Below are 14,446 nucleotides of genomic sequence, written 5' to 3'. Positions count from 1 at the left end.
AACCGTCCGTCCGTGGCACCGCGCAGCGGCGGCCCGACCGTGACCGACCCGGTCTACCTGTCGTCGCCGGACATCGGCGAGCTGGAGGAGTCTTACCTCCTGCGTGCCATCCGCAGCGGTCGTTTCGACCCCGACGGGCCGGAACTGGGCGCGTTCGAACGAGAGATGGCCGCACGGGTCGAAGTCGGGTACGCGCTGGGGCTCTCCTCCGGCACCGCCGCGCTGCACATGGCGTTGCTCGCGGTGGGTGCCGGGCCGGACAGCGTGGTGGTGGTGCCCACGCTCACGTTCGCGGCCACCGCCAACGCGGTCACCTACACCGGCGCCGAACCGGTCTTCGTGGACTGTGACGCCTCCACCGGCAACCTCGACGTCGACCTGCTCTCCGACCTGCTCGGCCAACTCGCCGATTCCGGCCGACGGGTCGCCGCCGTGCTGGCCGTCGACATCAACGGCCGGTGCGCCGACTACGACCGGCTGCTGCCGCTCTGCGCGGCCATCGGCGTTCCCGTGGTGGAGGACGCCGCGCAGGCGTTGGGCTCCACATACCGTGGGCGCTGCGCCGGCACCCTCGGCCGGGTCGGGATCTACTCGTTCAGCCACAACAAGGTGATGACCACCTCGGCCGGCGGGATGCTGATCTCCGACGACGCCGCGCTCGTCGCCCGGGCCCGCCACCTGGCCACCCAGGCCCGCGAGCCGGTGCCGCACTACGAGCACCGCGACATCGGCTACAACTACCGCCTCAGCACGCTGCTGGCCGCTCTCGGCCGGGCGCAGCTCAGCAGGCTGGACACGATGGTCGCCCGACGACGGGCGCTGCGGGACCGGTACGCGCGACTCTTCGCCACCGTGCCGGGCACGCGGATCCTCGGCGCCGACGACCCCGGCTCGAACTGTTGGCTGACCTCCGTGGTGGTCGAGCCGGAGCGGACCGGCTGGCACCCCGGCGAACTCGCCGCGCACCTGGCCGGCCGTGGTGTGGAGAGCCGGCCAATGTGGAAGCCGATGCACCGCCAACCGGTGTACGAGGACCGGCAGGTCGCCCTCACGGGCGCCGCCGACCACCTCTTCGCCACCAGCCTCTCCCTGCCCAGCGGCTCCGCGCTCACCGACGACCAGGTCGAGCGCGTGTTCGCCGCGATCGCCGAGTTCCTTGAGGGACGCCAATGAGGCGGCCCTATGACGCCGTCAAGCGGGTGCTGGACGTGCTCGTGGCCGCCGTCGGTCTGCTGCTGACCGCCCCGGTGCTCGCCGCGGTGGCATTGGCCGTCCTGATCACGATGGGTCGCCCGGTGCTGTTCCGCCAGGCCCGACCGGGGCGGCACGGGCGGCTGTTCGAGCTGGTCAAGTTCCGCTCGATGAGCATCGACGGCGAGGACGGCGCACCGACCAACGACGGCGCCCGGCTCACCCCGTTCGGCCGGTGGCTGCGGACGACCAGCCTGGACGAGCTGCCTCAACTGTGGAACGTGCTGCGCGGCGAGATGAGCCTGGTCGGGCCACGCCCGCTGCTGCCGGCGTACCTGAACCGGTACACTCCGGAGCAATTCCGCCGCCACGAGGTGCGTCCCGGCATCACCGGTCTCCAGCAGGCATACGGGCGCAACGCGCTGAGCTGGGACGAACGGTTCGCCCTCGACGTGTGCTACGTGCGGCAGCGTTCGTTCGGGCTGGACCTGCGCATCCTGCTCCGCACGGTACGCATCGTGCTGCGCCGTGATGGCATCACCGCCCCCGGGGCGGCCACCGCACGCGAGTATCTCGGCCCGCGTGAGCTGGCCGCCGCAGGCACCGGCCACAGCTCCGCGGAGGGCCCTCGGTGAGCCTGGTCACCGGCCTCGACGACCGTGTTGGGCACTGTCGGGCGGCCAAGGGACTCCCGGCCCGGTGAGCGCCGTCGGCGCGGTTCATCCGCCCAGTCCGCGACGGTTACGTATCGCGGTGCTGGTCAAGACCAACGCGGGCGGAATGTGGCTGCTCCCCCAGGTGGAAGAGCTGCGGCACCGGGGGCATGAGGTGGCCGTGGTGCTGCCGCCCGGGTCCGGTCAGCTCAGCGACGAACTGGAACGCCGGGGCATCGAGGTGCTCGCCTCGCCGTACGACTTCACGATGGGCCGGTACCTACCCATCGGGCTGTTGCGGCTACGTGCGCTGCTGCGCCGGCTGCGCCCTGACGTGGTGCAGTACCACCTCATCGCCTCGGCGTACGCGGTGCGGCTGGCCACGCTGGGTCTGCCGGTGCGTCGGGTGCACATGGTGGCCGGCCCGGCGTATCTGGAGTCCCGGCTGGTCCGGTCAGTGGAGCGGATGATGTGGCGGCTGGACGATGTGGTCATCTGCAGCTGCCGGTATGCCTCCGTCCGGTACGGGGAACTGGGCTGCCCGCCGCAGCGACGCCCGGTCGCCGTGTACGGGGTGGACACCGACGCGTTCAGCCCGGACGCGACCGGCCCGGACCAACGGGCAAAGCTCCGCGCCGAGCTGGGGATCGACCAGGCCGCGTTCCTCGCGGTGATGGTCTCCCACGTCTACCCGCCCATGCGCCTGGTCCGCTCGGGCCGGGGCGTGAAGGGGCATGAGGTGCTGCTGGCCGCGTGGCGGACGTTCCGCCGCCGGCATCCGGACGCGCATCTGCTGCTGGTCGGGGGCGGCTGGACGGCTGCCGGGGAAGACTACCGGCGGCGGCTCAGCGATCAGTTTGGCGTGGCCGGCGATCCGGGGGTGACCTGGGTCGAGTCGGTCCCGGACGTGCGGCCCTGCTACGCCGCCGCCGACATCAGCGTCTCCCCGTCACTGTGCGACGGGCCGGGATCGGCAGTGGAGGCCGGTTCGATGGGCGTGCCGAGCATCGTCAGTGCCGCTGGCGGTCTGCCCGAGGCGATCACCGAACGCTCCGGCTGGGTAGTGCCACCGGCCGATCCGGTGGCCCTGCTTGGCGCGCTCGACGCGGCGTACCAGGGCTGGGTCACCGGCACACTCACCCTGCGCGGCCGGTTGGCCCGCCGACACGTGCGGGCGTCCTTCGACGACCTGCGGGCGGCGGCCGAGGTGGCCGACATCGTGGAGGACGTGGCGGCCCGCCGCCGCTGAGCATGGCGCCGGGCGGCCGGTGGTCGGTCCCGCCGGACCACCGCTCGCCCGCCGTGGGGTCAGTGCCGGATGCCCGCCCAGTCGTGGTGGCGGCGCACGGTGGAGAGGATGAAGTCGACCACCCGCCGGGAGGTGTCGGGCACCTGGTAGTCGACCGGGCACGGCACCCCCTGCGCGGCGACCTGCGCCACCGTCACCGCCACCGCCTCGACCACGCCCTGCGGGTCGAGGCCGGTCATGATGATCCCGCCCGCGTCGAGCGCCTCGGGGCGTTCGATCGACTCACGCAGCGTCACCGCCGGGAAGCCGAGGATGGCAGCCTCCTCGCTGATCGTCCCGCTGTCCGACAGCGTGCAGTACGCCATGGTCTCCAGGTGCACGTAGTCGAGCAGGCCGAACGGCTCGTGGAAGGCGATGCCGTCCATCGCGGTGGCGTCCGCTGCCAGCGCCTCCAGCCGCTTACGGGTCCGTGGATGGGTGGAGACCAGCACCGGCAGACCCCAACGGTCACGGACCGCGACCAGGCAGTCGAGCAACCGCCGGAGCCGGTCGGGCCGGTCGACGTTCTCCTCCCGGTGCGCGCTGACCAGGAAGTATCCGCCCCGGTCCAGTTCCAGCTGACGCAGGATGGTCGACTTGCCGATCGCTGCCTGGTAGTGCTCCAGCACCTCGCGCATCGGTGAGCCGGTGTGCAGGATCCTTCGCGGGTGCAGGCCCTCGGCGAGCAGGTTGCGCCGGGCGTGTTCGGTGTAGACCAGGTTGAAGTCGGCAACGTGGTCGACCAGCCGCCGGTTCGTCTCCTCCGGCACGTTCAGGTCGAAGCAGCGGTTGCCGGCCTCCATGTGGTAGACCGGCACCCGCATCCGGCGGGCCATCAGCGCGGCTATGCAGCTGTTGGTGTCGCCGAGTACGAGCAGCGCGTCCGGCCGCACCTCGGCGATCGCCGCCTCCATGCCGACGAGGACCCCGCCGAGCACCCGACCCAGCGACGACGTGTCGACGCGCAGGAACCGGTCGGGCTCCCGAAGGCGCAGTTCGGTGAAGAACACGTCGGAGAGGGTGGTGTCCCAATTTTGCCCGGTGTGCACCAGCACGTGGTCGACGGTTTCGTCGAGCCGGCTGAGCACCCGGGACAGCCGGATGATTTCAGGACGGGTGCCGACGACGGTCATAACCCGGGTCATATGTTCTTCCTCCGCAGGTCGATCACCGGACGCCGGCCGGCACTCGGTGCTCGTCACCGACCGACTCCGGCCACGTGTCGGGCCGCTCCGAGTCGAACAGCTCATTGGTCCAGAAGAGAGTGAGCAGCTCGTCCTGGCCGGTGTTGGTGATGTTGTGCGCCCACATGGTCGGCATGTCGATCACGACCGGTTCATCACCGCTCACCCGAAACCGGATGACCTCGGTGTCGCCGATCCGGCGCAGGCTGATCTCGGCCGTGCCACGCAGCACCACGAACCGCTCCACCTTGGCCAGGTGGAAGTGCTCGCCCCGAGTGATGCCGGGTCGGGTGGTGGAGCAGAACGTCTGCCCCGCTCCACCGTGCGTCTTCACCGTCTCGACCAGCGCACCCCGGGCGTCGGCCCTGGTGGGCAGGGCGAGCGGGTAGTGCGCCGGGAAGCAGTGCGACCGGTACGTGTTGAACAGCCGTACTTCGTGCCGGTTGTGCAACGGGGGGATCTCACCGGTGCGGTAGACGCCGGCGTATGAGCCGAGCTGGTCGGCGAGGTCGCGGACCCCGATCCGCAGCGCCGGCATCGCCGGGTCCCAGGAGCCTCCCGCCGCGACGCCGGCCAGCCGGGCCGCCGCGTCGGTGACGTGCACCAGGTCCATCTCACGGTCGGCGTGCACCTCCGGCTGACCGCCCTCGGCGAGCACCCGGCAGAAGGTGGCGACCGCCGAGTTGTACCAGGGCCGGCCGTGCTCGCCGTACAGGTTGGGCAGCAGCAGGTCGTCCAGCGGCACGCCGGTGTCGGCGAGGATGCTGGCGGCGGCGGCCTTGGCGTCGCCGTACGGGGTGCCGTTGCCGGCCTGCACCGAGTTGGCGAAGACCACACCGATGGGCGGGTCCGAGCAGGCACGCAGGCCGCTGGCGAGCTGGGCGGCGAGCTGGACGTTGCCGGCGGCCACGTCGGCGGGTTCACCCCGGTTGACCCCGGCCAGGTGCAGCACCCGGTCCACTCCGGCGATCTTGCGGGCGACCACGGCCGGGGCGGCGAGGTCGGCGCGGGTCAGCACTGTCGGCTCAGGCCAGCCGAGCGCCCGCAGCAGGACCCGCAGGTGCCAGCCGAGGAAGCCGCCGGCGCCGGTGACGGCGAGGCTCAGCACGCCAGCGCCGGATCGCGCAGCGCCAGCTCCGCCCGGATCTCCGGCAGCGTCTTGAGCAGTTCCACGATCTCGGGTACGCCGAGCCGGGTGGCATTGGCCGAGTTGAAGTCCTCGCGGGGCCTCTCGCCCAGCTCACCCTCGGAGACGTACAGCGCGTAGTTGAGGTCCCGCGCGTCCAGCGGCACCCGGAAGAAGTCACCGAAGTCGTCGGCCTGGGCCAGTTCTTCCCGGCTCGCGAGGGTCTCGTGCCACTTCTCGCTGTGCCGCACGCCAATGATGTCCAGCTTGAACGGCACCTCGAAGAGCTGGCAGACCGCCTCGGCCAGGTCGCTGATCGTGCAGGCGGCGGCCTTGCGGATGAACACGTCGCCGGGGCGGGCGTTATGGAAGGCGTGCTCGACCAGTTCGACCGAGTCGGCCAGCGACATCAGGAAGCGGGTCATGGTGGGTTCGGTGACGGTGGGCGTACGGCCCGCCTTGATCTGCTCGATGAAGAGCGGGATCACTGAGCCGCGCGAGTACATCACGTTGCCGTACCGGACGCAGGAGACGGTGGTGGCGCTGTTCGGGTTGTTCCGGGCGTACGCCTGAGCGACCTTTTCCATGAGCGCCTTGCTCATGCCCATCGCGTTCACCGGGTAGACGGCCTTGTCGGTGCTGAGCACGACCACCGAGCTGACGCCGTTGTGCGCGGCAGCCTCGACCACGTTGCCGCTGCCGAGGATGTTGGTGCGTACCGCTTCGAGGGGGAAGAATTCGCAGGACGGCACCTGCTTGAGTGCCGCTGCGTGGAAGACGTAGTCGACCCCCCGAGTGGCCCGCAGCACGGTGTCGACGTCGCGGACGTCGCCGACGTGATAGCGCACCCGGTCGTCGCCGAGGGAACGCCGCATGGCTTCCTGCTTGGCCTCGTCCCGGCTGAGGATCCGCACCTCGGCGACATCGCGGTCGAGCAGGCGCCGAGCCATGGTCTGTCCAAAGGATCCGGTCCCGCCGGTGATCAGTACCCGGCGGCCCGCGGTCATCACGCTCATCGGTTCTCCCGTTCGTTATCCGACGGGCGGCTTCCACCCGCCAGCCCCTGACGGAGCACTACGCGCTGCACGACCGGGGGCACCGGCAACCGGCGGCCAGGTTGGTTCCCCACCGGTCACGGCCATCCGGCTCAACGAATGCTCTGAGCAGCAGATACGGACCGGCGTGAGCCGGCGCGCGCCGCACATGCCCTCAGCGCCACCCCGGACCCGGCCGAAACTGTCTGCGGACGCATCCCTACGACGGCGGGGCGTGGCATCGTGTCGCAGAGGATCGCGACATCGAGGCGGTGTTCGGCGCGGCGATCATCTGCCACCTGCGACGCCCAGAGCCTGCGATACGGCGGGCCGCCAGACACGGCTGCGCCTGCCGCGAGCGACCGAAAGATTTCATTTCTACCGTAACGTCCCGGTGTTAATTGACGTTGACGGGGTGGGTCCGTCTCGTCGTGGCGAGCCGGCGCGCAGAAGCCTGCCCCGCAAGACGGATCCGCCCACCTGTCGACAGCACCGGAGACGTAATTGTGGATCTTCTTTGCGAGAGGAACCGGTCATGGTCACGGACCTCGTGATCGTGGGCTGCGGTGGACACGGCCGGGAAGTTCTCACGATCGTCCAGGCCGTCAACAAGGCATCCAAGGCCGGATCCGGCTGGCGGATAGGTGGCTTCGTCGACGATGCGCCGAGTGAGGTCAACCTGAAGCGCCTACGCGCACTCGGCGCCGACTACCTGGGCCGGATCGACGTTCTAGCGACGCTTCCGGCGGAGACGCACGTGGCCCTTGGCATCGGCGACCCGCGCGGAAGGCAGACAGTGGTCGACAGGATGGCGGCATATCCACGGCCCGCAGCGGTGCTGGTGCATCCGGACGCGACGGTGGGACCGGACCTCGTCCACGGCGAAGGGCTGTTGGTCTTCGCCGGCGCGCGGATCACCACCAACGTCGTTCTGGGCCGGCACGTCCACGTCAACCAGAACGCGACAGTCGGACACGACTGCGCTCTCGGTGATTTCGTATCGATCAATCCACTGGCCGCCGTCTCCGGCGACTGCCGGGTGGACAGCGGTGCGCTGGTCGGCGCTGGCGCCGTCGTCCTCCAGCAGCGTCACGTCGCGACCGGCGCCACCGTCGGCGCGGCGGCCTGCGTCGTCCGGGACGTCCCGTCGCACGCCGTCGTCAAAGGGGTACCAGCCCGATGAACTCCCACTTCGCACGTCCGGAGATCCTCCGCCCCTACGTGCCGGAAGATGGATCAGAGGAGAACATCCGGCCCCTGCGGGTGGCTGTCCTCGTCAAGACCAACGAGGGCGGGATGTGGATCCTGCCGCAGATCGAAGAGCTTCGCAGACGGCGCCATGAGGTAGTCGTCATTCTGCCGCCCGGGCCGGGTCGGCTCACCGTCGAGCTGCGGCGACGAGGCTTCGAGGTGGCCGAGTCGCCGTTCGACTTCCGCGTCGGCGCCCCCAGCCTGCGCAAGCTGCTCGGCCTACGGGCACTGATTCGCCGGCTACGTCCGGACGTTCTCCACTATCACCTGCTCGCGTCCGCGTTCGCCGGCCGGATCGCGACGCTCGGCCTGCCGGTCCGTCGCGTGCACATGGTCGCCGGCCCGCTCTACCTGGAGTCCCCGCTCATCCGTCCGTTCGAGCGCCTGCTGTGGCGGTTGGACGACGTCATCATCTGCGGCTGCCAACACGCCGCAGACCGGTACGGGGAACTGGGGTGCCCACCCGAGCGTCGAACGGTCGCGACCTACGGAGTCAACACCGACCGCCATCGACCGGACTGGCTCGCCCCCACGGCCACCCCGGTCGCCGGCCTCGACTTCGACCCCCGGGTCCCCGTCGAGGCGCGAGCGAAGGCACGCGCGGAGTTGGGGATCGGCGCCGACACGTTCCTCGCCATCATGGTCGCCTACGTGTATCCACCGATCCGACTCGTCAACCGGGGCCGCGGTATCAAGGGACACGACCTGCTCTTCCCGGCCTGGCGTCGGTTCCGCGAGCGCCATCCGAACTCGCACCTTCTCGTCGTGGGCGGCGGCTGGGCAGAGGAGGGTGAACGCCATCGGCTCGAACTGATCGACCGCTTCGGGATCAACGCCGACCCGGGTATCACGTGGTTGGAGACGGTGGACGATGTTCGCCCCTGGTACGTCGCCGCAGACGTCAGCGTCAGTCCGTCGCTGGGCGAGAGCCACGGGGCGGCCGTCGAGGCCGGAGCCATGGCGGTACCGAGCATCGTCAGCCAGGCCGGCGGCCTACCGGAAACGGTCGACGAGCAGTGCGGGTGGGTGGTGCCGATGGACGACATCCCGGCGCTGACCGACGCCTTGTCACAGGCCCACACGGCGTTCGAGGACGGCACGTTGGCCGATCGGGGGCGTGCGGCGCGAAGCCGGATGGTCGAGTTGTTCGACAACCGCAGGTCGGCGGTGACGGTCGCCGACACCATCGAGGCTGTCGCCGTCCGTGGGCGGCGCGGGTGAGAGTGGTCGTCACCTCCGAGGCCCGATTCTCCCGTACTCCCGATGGCGCGGTGTGGACGACCGATGGGCCGGACCACGGCTTCTGGGTCCGGTACCTGACGACGTTTCACCGGGTTCGGGTGATGGCTCGGGTCCGCGAGGTGACGGCTGCACCGGACGGCGCCCGGCGAGTCGACGGGGACGACATCGAAGTGTGGCCCGTGCCGTACTACGTCGGGCCGCGGCAGTATGTCTCGGCTCGGCCAGCGATTCAGGCAGCCGTTCGCGGAGCCGCGACGAATCACGACGCGGTGATCCTGCGAGTGCCATCAGCCATCGGTACGCTCCTGGCGGGTCACCGCGGTCGCCTACAACTGCCGTACGGCGTGGAAGTGGTGGCGGACCCGTACGACGTGTTCGCGCCCGGCGTCATCGAGCACCCGCTACGCCCCCTGCTGCGACGCCGGTTCGCGGCCCGGCTGCGCCGGGAGTGCCACTCGGCGATCGCCGCCTCGTACGTGACCGAGCGCCATCTGCAGTCCAGATACCCGAGCCGCCCCGGTGCACTGGCCGTGGCGGCGTCCAGCATCGACCTCCCGGCACCGGCCTTCGCGCCGGCGGGCCGCGGACACAGCTGCCGCGTTACGCACCACATCATCACTGTCGGCACGATGGACCAGATGTACAAGGGTTTCGATACCCTGATCACCGCGGTCGCACAGTTGGACCGCGAGGGCGTTCCCGTCCGGTTGTCGCAGATCGGAACGGGGCGATTTCAGCCGCGACTCGAGCAACTCGCTGCCCGCCTCGGCGTGGCGGACCAGGTCGCGTTCGTGGGTTGGGTTCCCCCGGGAGAGGCGTTACGCCGGCGGCTGGACGACGCCGATCTCTTCGTCATGCCGTCCCGCACCGAGGGACTCCCCCGAGCTCTGATCGAGGCGATGGCCCGCGCCCTGCCGGCCATCGGGACGAGCGTTGGCGGGATTCCTGAACTGTTACCGCCAACGGACCTGGCGCGGCCCGACGACCCGGAGGGTCTAGCCCGGATGATCCGCGAGATGCTCCGGGACCCGGAGCGGATGACCACGGCTTCGGCTCGCAACCTCGCGCACGCCCATCGGTACTCCCGGGCGTCCCTCACTCCCCGGCGTGATGCCTTCTACCAGGCCGTGCACGACGCAACGGCGGGACGGGTGGTGGCGCGCTCGGCCTGACACAGGGCCCGCCAGCCGTCCCCAGTGGAGCGGAAACTGGCCGACCGCGTCGCATTCATGGTGACGACAACGGGCGTGTGGGCTCTACCCTTGGAGCCCGAAACCGCCTGATCGCCGGACAAACACTGATATACAGAACCGGGTTATGCCGTTCGGCGGCTGCAATGTGACGCCTTCAGATCGGAATTTCACGTGAGGCGTCGGCCAACGGCAGCGCAGCCGCAGACAGACAACGAGGATCGTGCCGGCCTGGCGTCGGATCGAACAGGCGGAGAGACAATGAGTCACCTGAGGCCCGAGGAGTCGACGCGTCGTGTCAGCGTTCGGGAGATCGAGGGCCGGCCCGTACTGGCGACTGAGTGGCCTGGACTGCTGCTGCTCGGCTTCACCGTCTTCATGGCCGCCTGGGACCCGTTCTGGTCGCTCTGGTACGTGGGGCCCGCCGCCGCGGTCGCGGTGCTGATCAGCGGTCGAATGCCCCGCCTGCGGCTTCCGGATCTCCTGGCGATCACCACCTCCGCCTGGGCCTTCGCCACTCTCTTGTGGACGAGCAACGAGGAGGTGACGAGAAAGGCGGCCTACATGTACGCCGCAGCGTGCTGTCTGTTCGTCGCTGCCCGACACGTCATCGCCGCTCGGCCTCATCAGCGTTTCATAGGCCTGGCCTTCCTCGCTGGTTGCCTCGCAACCGGTGTCCGTCTGATCAACGAAAACGCCTCGGGACGCCAAGGTGCGGCGCTCCTCGATCTCACGCTCCGCGCCGGTATCGAGGGCATCACGGTCAACTTCACGGCCTACACCCTCGTCACAGGGGCACTGGCCGCGATCCTGCTGATCATCTGCCACGGCCGGTCGTTGGTGGTCAAGGTCGCCTCGCTGACCGCCATGGCCATGTTCGGTTTCGGTATCCTCCTGGGTGGGTCGCGGGGGGCAGCGATCGCCCTGACGTTGGCAATCGTCTACCTTGCGATCAGCCGGATGGCCCCCCGGGCCTCGTGGATCGGCGTCGGGGTGTGCGCGATGGCCGCGATCGTCGTCGTAGCGGCGGGCACGACGCCGCAAAGTGGGACGGCATGGCTGGACGGTCTCTTCGGACGACCCACCGGCGACATGTCCGGGCGACTGCTCGTCTGGCCCGAGGCACTGCACAGCTGGCAGGAGTCGCTCCTCACCGGTATCGGTGCAGGCATCTTCCGGGAGAACAGCCCGTACAACATCGGCGCACACAACCTCGTGTTGAACCTCGGCAATGACCTTGGCCTGGTTGGCCTGCTGCTGTACGTGGGAACAATCGCCACCGCGATGGTCGCCGCGGCGCGAACCGGTGCGACGCAGCGACGACTGGCGGGGCTCACCGTGGCCGCGCTTCTGCCGATCTGGCTCAGCGGTGAATGGCAGACGTCGCAGGCCGCCTGGCTGCTCCTTGCCCTCGTCTCTGCGACCGCGTGGACCAATCCGCCAGCGGCGGGCCAGCATCGCAGACCCCGCACCCAGACCTGGCGGGCAGCGGTCGGCGGTTCTCGGACGGTGGCTGGCCCGAGGTTCGCGGCAACGGCGGCCGAGCGCAAGTTCGCCGGCGAGAGTCGACCGAGCGTCCCAGTGCGGTCCGGTGCCGGACGCTGACGCGGGATTCGCTCGGCCGGTTCAGCGCACCGCTTGCAGGAAGGCGTTCATCGGCTCGGCGTAGGCCCGGTAGTCGAAGGAGCGCAATGCACGCTCCCGCGCCGCCCGCCGCATCCGGCCACGCTCGCCGGGAGCGATCCGTGCCGCTGCCAACAGGACCTCGGTCAGGTTTTCGACCGAGTAGTCCGCGCAGACGATACCTTCCTGGCCAGTACGCAGATAGCTGCCGAGATCGCTGGTCAGGTTGGCGATGACCGGGGTGCCGTTGGCCAAGCTCTCACAGAACTTGGTGGGGAATCCGGCCTCGGAGAATCTGGCCGGACGACGCATCAGCACGCTGAAGTCGGCCCGCCTGATCTCTGCGGGCACCTCCTGCTGTGCGAGGCGGCCGAGGACTTCGGTGCTGGTGGGCACCGGTCCGCCGAGCAGTTCCCGGACCTGCGCCACGCTCGGCCCGAGCACGCGGAGGCGGATCCGTACCCCCTTGCTGTCCACCCGGTCGACGGCCTGGACGATGGCCGCCAACAGATCCTTACGCCCCGGCGTCCCGGCGTAGACCAGGCTCAGGTCGAGCGAGTCGTCGACCTGCCGCTCGCCGATGGTCAGGCCCTCGACGTCGAGCGTCGGTGGGACCCTCAGCACCGGCACCCCACGGCATCGGTAGTGCTCTTCGAGGAAGGAGCTGATCGCTATCACCCCGTCGCAGCGGGGGTAGTGGTAGCGCAGGGCGACCTTCGAGCTCAGGTGCGTTGGTCCGATGTATGAGGCCCGCAGTTGACTCAGGCTGTACCACTCCACGATGTCCGGAATCAGCGGAACCTTGTGCCGTTGGCACCATCGCCGCAGGTGCAGCATGTACTGCGCACCACCCCCGTAGACGAAGACGTGAGACGGTTTCGTCGGCTGCGCGTCCAGCCACTGGGTGATGCGGCGGCCGCGGCGCAGGAACGCCTGAGCCGCGTCGCTGAAGGTACGGCCGGCCGACGCGGGTTCTTCGTCCAGTCCGACGTACGAGACCGAGCCCGGCCCATCCACCCCGTCGAGCCGGGCTGGCTGAGCGGGTCCGCCGGCGCCGCTGACGACCACGACGTCGTGACCGCCCGCGGCCAGCGTGCAGGCCATGCCGTTGACCCGTCGCGATCCCGCCTGCCCCCAGGGAAAGGAGAACGGGCCCGTGTAGGCGATCCAGCCCTTCCGCCGGATCATCGGTCACCCGTGGACCTGGAGCGGCGCTTCATGATCATCGAGTCGGCCTTTCTCGTCGTGTCGATCGTTCGACCGGTGAGCTCCCGCTGGGCTGTGCAGCAGAAGCGCCCTGCGGTAGCCGTAGAGTGCGGCCGGCAGCACGGTCAGCAGGTAGCAGCCGACGCCGATGTACGGGACGACTGAGATCCCGTACCACCCGACGCCGTACCACTTCGCGACGACCGACAGCACCAGGTAGAGCCCCCAACCCAGCAGTTGTGGTCGCACCACGCCTGCCGCGTTCTGCACCATGAACCGGGGTGAGATGGCGGCGAGCATGACCAGCCATGCGGCCAGGCCGATCAACAACCACCGGTCCTGCCCGATCGGCACGCCCAGCCAACGGAAGAAGAGTCGGTCGCCCACGAGAACGAGACCTGCGGTCGGCACGAGTGCGCAGCACACGGAGACGTATGTCATCCGGCGGGCGGTGCGCCGGACCCATTCCACCTCGCCGCGAGCCAGGGAGTCTCCGTTCATCGCCCACAGGGGGACGTTGACCAGCGTCACAAGCAGGCCGAGCTGGGTGACGAAACGGGCCGGAACCGCGTACTCGGTCACGCTCTCGAGACCGAGGCGGTGCGCGATGATCAACGTGTCCGCATTCGTCGCCATTGACATCACGATCGTCAGCACGAAGAACAACCCGCCCAGGCCAAGGAGTTCCCGGGTGAGCCTCCCGGTGGCCCTGCCGGCCCACGGAGCGAGTTCAGGCACCCGCCAACCGAAGGTCCACACCGTGTTCACGACGTTCACCAGCACCGGGCCGACGACAGTGGCGGCGACCACCACCGTCGCCGACATCCCGGCCGCGATCGCCGCGAGCGCGAACGGCAGCGCAAGCCCGGCGCCGACGCCCTGCCAGATGTTGCTCAGGCCCACCTGCTGGCGGGCGTACTGCACTCGATTCACCAACGACAGTGGAACGTTCACCACGAATGCGGTCAGGCAGATCAGGGAGATCGAGCGCGCCTCCGCCGGGCTCACCGCACCGGTCACGTTGAACACGGCATCCCACGGAACGCGACCACCCAACAGCCAGAGCAGGGCGGTGATCGCCCCCGCGGTGCCCCCCAACACCAGGTACGCGCTGGACACGTAGCGGCGGGCCCGCTCGATGTCACCGGCCGCGAGGCACGGTGCCAGCTTCGTCATCAGACCGTTGCCCAGGCCGAGGTCGGCGAAGGCGACCATGCCGGTGAGCGCGGTCACCGCCATCCACAGGCCATAGCGGTCGGTGCCCAGGTACGACAGCGTGGCCGGAATGAGCAGGAGCGGCACGAGAACATTGGTGCCCCGGCTCAAAACGGCGGTACCTATTCCGGAGATGAGTCGGCGGCTGCGGATCCGGTCCGAGTCCTGCGGCGCGACGGCCTGGACGATCCGATCGTCGACATCGGGCCCCTGGCCAGCGTCCTGCGCGGCACGGTGCATGCG

At 69.6% G+C, this 14,446-nt stretch carries 12 protein-coding genes; 7 read left to right on the top strand and 5 right to left on the bottom strand.

The window, feature by feature from the left end; translation table 11 throughout:
- The first annotated feature begins 12 nt into the window (after positions 1-12).
- From IW249_RS19720 to IW249_RS19710, 3 genes are all read left to right on the top strand, one after another.
- On the top strand, positions 13-1,173 hold the full coding sequence (locus IW249_RS19720; RefSeq protein ID WP_307788643.1) for a DegT/DnrJ/EryC1/StrS family aminotransferase: 1,161 nt from the start codon (positions 13-15) through the stop codon (positions 1,171-1,173).
- Positions 1,170-1,826: a sugar transferase gene (locus tag IW249_RS19715; protein ID WP_196922102.1), complete on the top strand. Its 657-nt coding sequence runs from the start codon at positions 1,170-1,172 to the stop codon at positions 1,824-1,826. Before IW249_RS19720 ends, IW249_RS19715 begins: the two co-directional genes overlap by 4 nt.
- Positions 1,827-1,944: 118 nt before the next feature.
- Positions 1,945-3,093, top strand: coding sequence for a glycosyltransferase (locus IW249_RS19710; RefSeq protein WP_307788642.1), 1,149 nt, complete (start codon positions 1,945-1,947; stop codon positions 3,091-3,093).
- Between the two features lie 59 nt (positions 3,094-3,152).
- Here the strand turns inward: IW249_RS19710 and wecB are convergent, their stop codons facing one another.
- From wecB to IW249_RS19695, 3 genes are read right to left on the bottom strand one after another with little or no spacing between them, the layout of a single operon-like run.
- The gene (wecB, locus tag IW249_RS19705; protein WP_196922101.1) at positions 3,153-4,277 is read right to left on the bottom strand and encodes a non-hydrolyzing UDP-N-acetylglucosamine 2-epimerase; all 1,125 of its coding nucleotides are present in this window, start codon (positions 4,275-4,277) and stop codon (positions 3,153-3,155) included.
- Positions 4,278-4,299: 22 nt separating this feature from the next.
- Complete coding sequence (locus IW249_RS19700; RefSeq protein WP_196922100.1) at positions 4,300-5,424, bottom strand: polysaccharide biosynthesis C-terminal domain-containing protein; 1,125 nt, start codon at positions 5,422-5,424, stop codon at positions 4,300-4,302.
- The gene (locus IW249_RS19695) at positions 5,418-6,458 is read right to left on the bottom strand and encodes a polysaccharide biosynthesis protein (protein WP_269215308.1); all 1,041 of its coding nucleotides are present in this window, start codon (positions 6,456-6,458) and stop codon (positions 5,418-5,420) included. The genes IW249_RS19700 and IW249_RS19695 overlap by 7 nt, the downstream gene beginning before the upstream one ends.
- A 553-nt stretch (positions 6,459-7,011) precedes the next feature.
- Here IW249_RS19695 and IW249_RS19690 point away from each other — a divergent pair.
- The 4 genes from IW249_RS19690 to IW249_RS19675 all read left to right on the top strand — a co-directional run bounded on the left by IW249_RS19690 (position 7,012) and on the right by IW249_RS19675 (position 11,764).
- Positions 7,012-7,659 (top strand): NeuD/PglB/VioB family sugar acetyltransferase, encoded by a 648-nt coding sequence (locus tag IW249_RS19690; protein ID WP_196922099.1) that lies wholly within the window; start codon positions 7,012-7,014, stop codon positions 7,657-7,659.
- Complete coding sequence (locus tag IW249_RS19685) at positions 7,656-8,948, top strand: glycosyltransferase (protein WP_196922098.1); 1,293 nt, start codon at positions 7,656-7,658, stop codon at positions 8,946-8,948. The genes IW249_RS19690 and IW249_RS19685 overlap by 4 nt, the downstream gene beginning before the upstream one ends.
- A 365-nt stretch (positions 8,949-9,313) precedes the next feature.
- Entirely contained in the window at positions 9,314-10,141 is an 828-nt protein-coding gene (locus tag IW249_RS34775; RefSeq protein WP_307788641.1) for a glycosyltransferase family 4 protein, read from the top strand.
- Between the two features lie 279 nt (positions 10,142-10,420).
- Positions 10,421-11,764: an O-antigen ligase family protein gene (locus IW249_RS19675; protein ID WP_196922096.1), complete on the top strand. Its 1,344-nt coding sequence runs from the start codon at positions 10,421-10,423 to the stop codon at positions 11,762-11,764.
- Positions 11,765-11,785: 21 nt separating this feature from the next.
- Here the strand turns inward: IW249_RS19675 and IW249_RS19670 are convergent, their stop codons facing one another.
- Together IW249_RS19670 and IW249_RS19665 are read right to left on the bottom strand one after the other, a co-directional pair.
- Positions 11,786-12,970, bottom strand: a complete 1,185-nt coding sequence (locus IW249_RS19670) for a glycosyltransferase family 4 protein (protein WP_196922095.1) — start codon at positions 12,968-12,970, stop codon at positions 11,786-11,788.
- Positions 12,971-12,973: 3 nt separating this feature from the next.
- Positions 12,974-14,443 (bottom strand): lipopolysaccharide biosynthesis protein, encoded by a 1,470-nt coding sequence (locus IW249_RS19665; RefSeq protein ID WP_196922094.1) that lies wholly within the window; start codon positions 14,441-14,443, stop codon positions 12,974-12,976.
- Positions 14,444-14,446 lie beyond the last annotated feature (3 nt).

Origin of the sequence: Micromonospora vinacea (assembly GCF_015751785.1) — a bacterium.
Lineage (GTDB): Bacteria > Actinomycetota > Actinomycetes > Mycobacteriales > Micromonosporaceae > Micromonospora > Micromonospora vinacea.
Note: the sequence above shows the minus strand (reverse complement) of the source record. Positions and strands in the feature narration are given on the sequence as shown.

Bases quoted from the DNA above. Each gene is read 5' to 3' on its own strand.
- IW249_RS19715 (WP_196922102.1), top strand. From the start codon at position 1,170: ATGAGGCGGCCCTATGACGCCGTCAAGCGGGTGCTGGACGTGCTCGTG.
- wecB (WP_196922101.1), bottom strand. From the start codon at position 4,277: ATGACCCGGGTTATGACCGTCGTCGGCACCCGTCCTGAAATCATCCGG.
- IW249_RS19695 (WP_269215308.1), bottom strand. From the start codon at position 6,458: ATGAGCGTGATGACCGCGGGCCGCCGGGTACTGATCACCGGCGGGACC.
- IW249_RS19690 (WP_196922099.1), top strand. From the start codon at position 7,012: ATGGTCACGGACCTCGTGATCGTGGGCTGCGGTGGACACGGCCGGGAA.
- IW249_RS19685 (WP_196922098.1), top strand. From the start codon at position 7,656: ATGAACTCCCACTTCGCACGTCCGGAGATCCTCCGCCCCTACGTGCCG.
- IW249_RS19675 (WP_196922096.1), top strand. From the start codon at position 10,421: ATGAGTCACCTGAGGCCCGAGGAGTCGACGCGTCGTGTCAGCGTTCGG.
- IW249_RS19670 (WP_196922095.1), bottom strand. From the start codon at position 12,970: ATGATCCGGCGGAAGGGCTGGATCGCCTACACGGGCCCGTTCTCCTTT.
- IW249_RS19665 (WP_196922094.1), bottom strand. From the start codon at position 14,443: ATGCACCGTGCCGCGCAGGACGCTGGCCAGGGGCCCGATGTCGACGAT.